We start from the raw sequence: 3,242 nt of genomic DNA, 5'->3' as shown, positions 1-3,242 counted from the left end.
TCCCTAACCCTCTCCCACGGGGAGAGGGGACGGGCTGCCGTAGCCTTGCTGTTTGCCGCATAAACTCGAGTGCGGACTGCCATCGGTCTGAATCTTTGATTCAGCCGGTCGATGCGTGTGCCTATGGTGTTCCAAAAGGTCGTCTGAAAACGAGGTTTCCGAAGGAAGTCGAGTTTCTGCGAAGTTAAAACGAAGTGAAAAGCAGCCTGCACGTTGAAAATGCTGTCCAAGCAAACCTGCGGTTTGCCACCCTCTCCCTAGCCCTCTCCCACAGGGAGGGGGGATTGGGTTGCAGGCTGCTTTTAAGGTTCAGGCAATTTTTAACTCTTTTTGAAGCTGTACTTTCAAAAGTTGCACTTTAGCTTCGCAAAAACTCCGCTTCCTTCGGAAACTCCGTTTCAGACGACCTTATTTAAACCGATAGGTAAACGCTGCGTTCACTGTCCGCAGTGCGCCGTAGCTGTGGCGGTCGGGCTGGGTACGGTAGTGTTTGTTGAACAGGTTGTCCACGTTCAGCGACAGTTCGGCATGCGGATTGAAGCGGTAGCGCGCCATGATGTCGGCGACAGCGTAGGCTTTCTGGCGGCTGTTGGCAGCGGCGCGGGCTTTGGTGGCGGGATTGGGGATGCGGAGCGTGGCAGGGTCGATGTGGGTTTCGCCCTGCCAGCGCACACCCGCACCGATGGTCCAGCCGCTGGGGGCTTCGGGGGTGAAGTGGTAGGCGGTGAAGAGTTTGAAGCTGCGTTCGGGCACGCTGTCGGAGTTCAGGCGGCTGCCGTCTTGGTCGCGGGTTTTGCTTTGGCTGTAGCCTGCCTGTATCTGCCATTCGGGCGTGATGCGGCCGCCGACTTCGATTTCCCAGCCGTGGGTTTTGGCTTGGTTGGCGGCGCGGTAGTAGGTGTTGCCGCTCGGGTCGCGTCCCGCTGCGGTGGCGAGGTTGTTTTTACGGGCGCGGTACACGGCGGCGGATGCGTTCAGACGGCCTTCAAGCCATTCGCCTTTGATGCCGGCTTCCAGATTGTTGCCGGTTACGGGTTTCAGGTAGCTGCCGTGTTCGTCTTTTTGCGATTGTGGGACGAACAGGCTGCTGTACGAGCCGTAAAGCGACAGGTTGTCGGTCAGGTCGAACACGATGCCTGTGTAGGGGGTGAAACGGTTGGCGCGGATGGTGGGCGTGCCGCCGGTGTGGCTGTCGTAGCTGCCGCCGGTGCGGTAACGGGTGTATCGTCCTCCCAAAATCAGCGAAAGCTTGTCGGCGGCGCGGAAACGGGTGGCGAGATAGCCGCCGATTTGCCGCCTGGTGCCGTATTGCGGGATGGTTTGGGCAAACGATGATGGCTGCGGGTAGGCGCCCGTGCGGGAAAATTCGTAGGCGTTGGGGATGGCGTTGGGAATGATGCTGCGTTCGCCGTATTTGTTGCTGGCGTATTTGTAGCCGTTGATACCCGCGATTAAATCGTGTTCGCGGCCGAACAGGCGGTATTTGCCGGTCAATGATACGCTGGCGCTGTGGGTGCGCGGGTCGGCGTGCCAATAGCCGGGAATCAGGTCGGTGGCGGCGGTGCTGTGGTCGATGGAAAGCACGCCTGCCACGCCGTAGGGCTGGCGGAAGCGGCTGCGGGTGTAGTCGTATTCGGCTTTGAGTTTCCAGTCTTGGTTGAAGCGGTGTTCGATGCCGGCGAACAGGTTGAGCGCACGGTGGCGGCTGTTCGACCAATTTGTGGCGGGGTTGTCTTTCGGGCCGAAGGCGGTGGCATAACCTTGGCTGTCATAGGTAACGGCACTATGCGAGCCGTCGGCGGTTTCTTTCGCCTGCTGGTAGTCCATGCCTGCGTGGACGCGGGTTTGCGGTGCGATGTCGTATTCCAAAATGCCGTAGAGTTCGGCATCGCGGCTGCGTTCGCGCTGCCGCCACGAGTCGCCGCGTCCGAAGGTGGAAATCAGGCGGCCGCGCAGCGTGCCTTCGGCGTTCAGGCTGCCCGATACGTCCGCGCCCAGCCCGAAATGTTTGCGGTTGCCCGCTTCGGCGCGGACTTCAAACAATGGCTTGCGGGTCGGGCGTTTGCGTACCAGATTGACGGTGGCAGAAGGCTCGCCCGTGCCGTCCAGCAGCCCTGCCACGCCGCGCACAACTTCCACGCGCTCATAGGCGGCGGTGTTGGCATTGCCCGTATCGGCCAGCGCGTCGGCAACGGGGATGCCGTTGATTTGGTAGTTGGCAATGCGGCTGCCGCGTGCGAACAGGTAGTTGTAGCCCGCGCGGTCGGAGCCGTAAATCTGGCGGCTGGTGCCGGTCGCCTGCAACAGGGCGCGGTCAAGCGTTTTGATGTTTTGGTCGCGCATTTGTTGCGATGTGATGACGCTGACGCTCTGCGGGATTTCGCGCAGGGTCATGGGCAGCCCGAGCGGGGTGTGCGTGCCGGAAACGGTGTAGCCGTCGTTGGAACTCGCGGTGCGGTCGGCGGTAACGGTGATGGTCGGCAATTCGGTGCTTTCCTGCGGTTTGGGGTCGTCTGAAACAGAAACATCGGCCTGCGCGTACACGGGCAGTAGGGCGGCAAACAGCAGGGAGTATTTGAAGCGTGTCATGGGGTTTCCTTTGTGTGTTGGTGTGCGGTGGGGTTGTGCTTTCGGCATATTGAAGGTGCAGGCTGCTTTTAGCTTCGCAGAAACTCGACTTCCTTCGGAAACTTCGTTTTAGCTTCGCAGAAACTCAGCTTCCTTCGGAAACTTCGTTTTAGCTTCGCAGAAACTCAGCTTCCTTCGGAAACTTCGTTTTCAGGCGACCTCGGACGGGTCGGGCAGCTCAATCAGCACCACCGAGCAGCCGTTTTCCGAACGCGGGCGGTGCGACACCGACTTCGGCACGACCGCCATCTCGCCTTCGCGTATCGTCATGCTGCCGCCGTCGGCGAAGTCCACCGCCATGTCGCCCTCCACGGCAAACAGCACTTTGTCGCTGTATCCGTGCGTATGCCAGCCGTAATCGCCCAAAAGTTTGACCAGGCGGAATTGGAACCCGTGGCGGTTAATGATTTCGGGCTGCCAGTATTCTTTGATGACGGCAAGGTGCTGTTTCAGGTTGATGGTTTCGTTTTGCATGGGGTTCTCCTATGGGTTGGGTGGTTTTTGATGCGGTTTGTCGTTTTGGTTTCGTTGCAGGCTGCTTTCAGTGGGCGGGGTTGTAACGGAAGTGTTATCAGCTTTTATGCAAGCCTGCGGCTTACTGCCCTCTCCCTAAC

General features: G+C 59.5%; 3 protein-coding genes. All 3 read right to left on the bottom strand.

Going from position 1 to position 3,242, the window contains the following annotated elements; translation table 11 throughout:
- Nucleotides 1–230, bottom strand: a 230-nt coding sequence (locus HMPREF3277_RS15175; protein WP_210401149.1) for a hypothetical protein, incomplete at its 3' end; no start/stop codon positions are given.
- 178 nt (nucleotides 231–408) lie between these two features.
- Complete coding sequence (gene tdfF, locus HMPREF3277_RS03190) at nucleotides 409–2,589, bottom strand: TonB-dependent iron piracy receptor TdfF (RefSeq protein WP_070870021.1); 2,181 nt, start codon at nucleotides 2,587–2,589, stop codon at nucleotides 409–411.
- Between the two features lie 189 nt (nucleotides 2,590–2,778).
- On the bottom strand, nucleotides 2,779–3,102 hold the full coding sequence (locus tag HMPREF3277_RS03185; RefSeq protein WP_070870020.1) for a cupin domain-containing protein: 324 nt from the start codon (nucleotides 3,100–3,102) through the stop codon (nucleotides 2,779–2,781).
- Nucleotides 3,103–3,242 lie beyond the last annotated feature (140 nt).

This window comes from Neisseria sp. HMSC70E02, assembly GCF_001838645.1.
GTDB classification, from domain to species: domain Bacteria; phylum Pseudomonadota; class Gammaproteobacteria; order Burkholderiales; family Neisseriaceae; genus Neisseria; species Neisseria macacae.
This window is presented reverse-complemented; position numbering and strand designations above follow the sequence as displayed.

What these genes read in the sequence shown, in the direction of transcription:
- tdfF (WP_070870021.1), bottom strand. Translation starts at nt 2,589, where the DNA reads ATGACACGCTTCAAATACTCCCTGCTGTTTGCCGCCCTACTGCCCGTG.
- HMPREF3277_RS03185 (WP_070870020.1), bottom strand. Translation starts at nt 3,102, where the DNA reads ATGCAAAACGAAACCATCAACCTGAAACAGCACCTTGCCGTCATCAAA.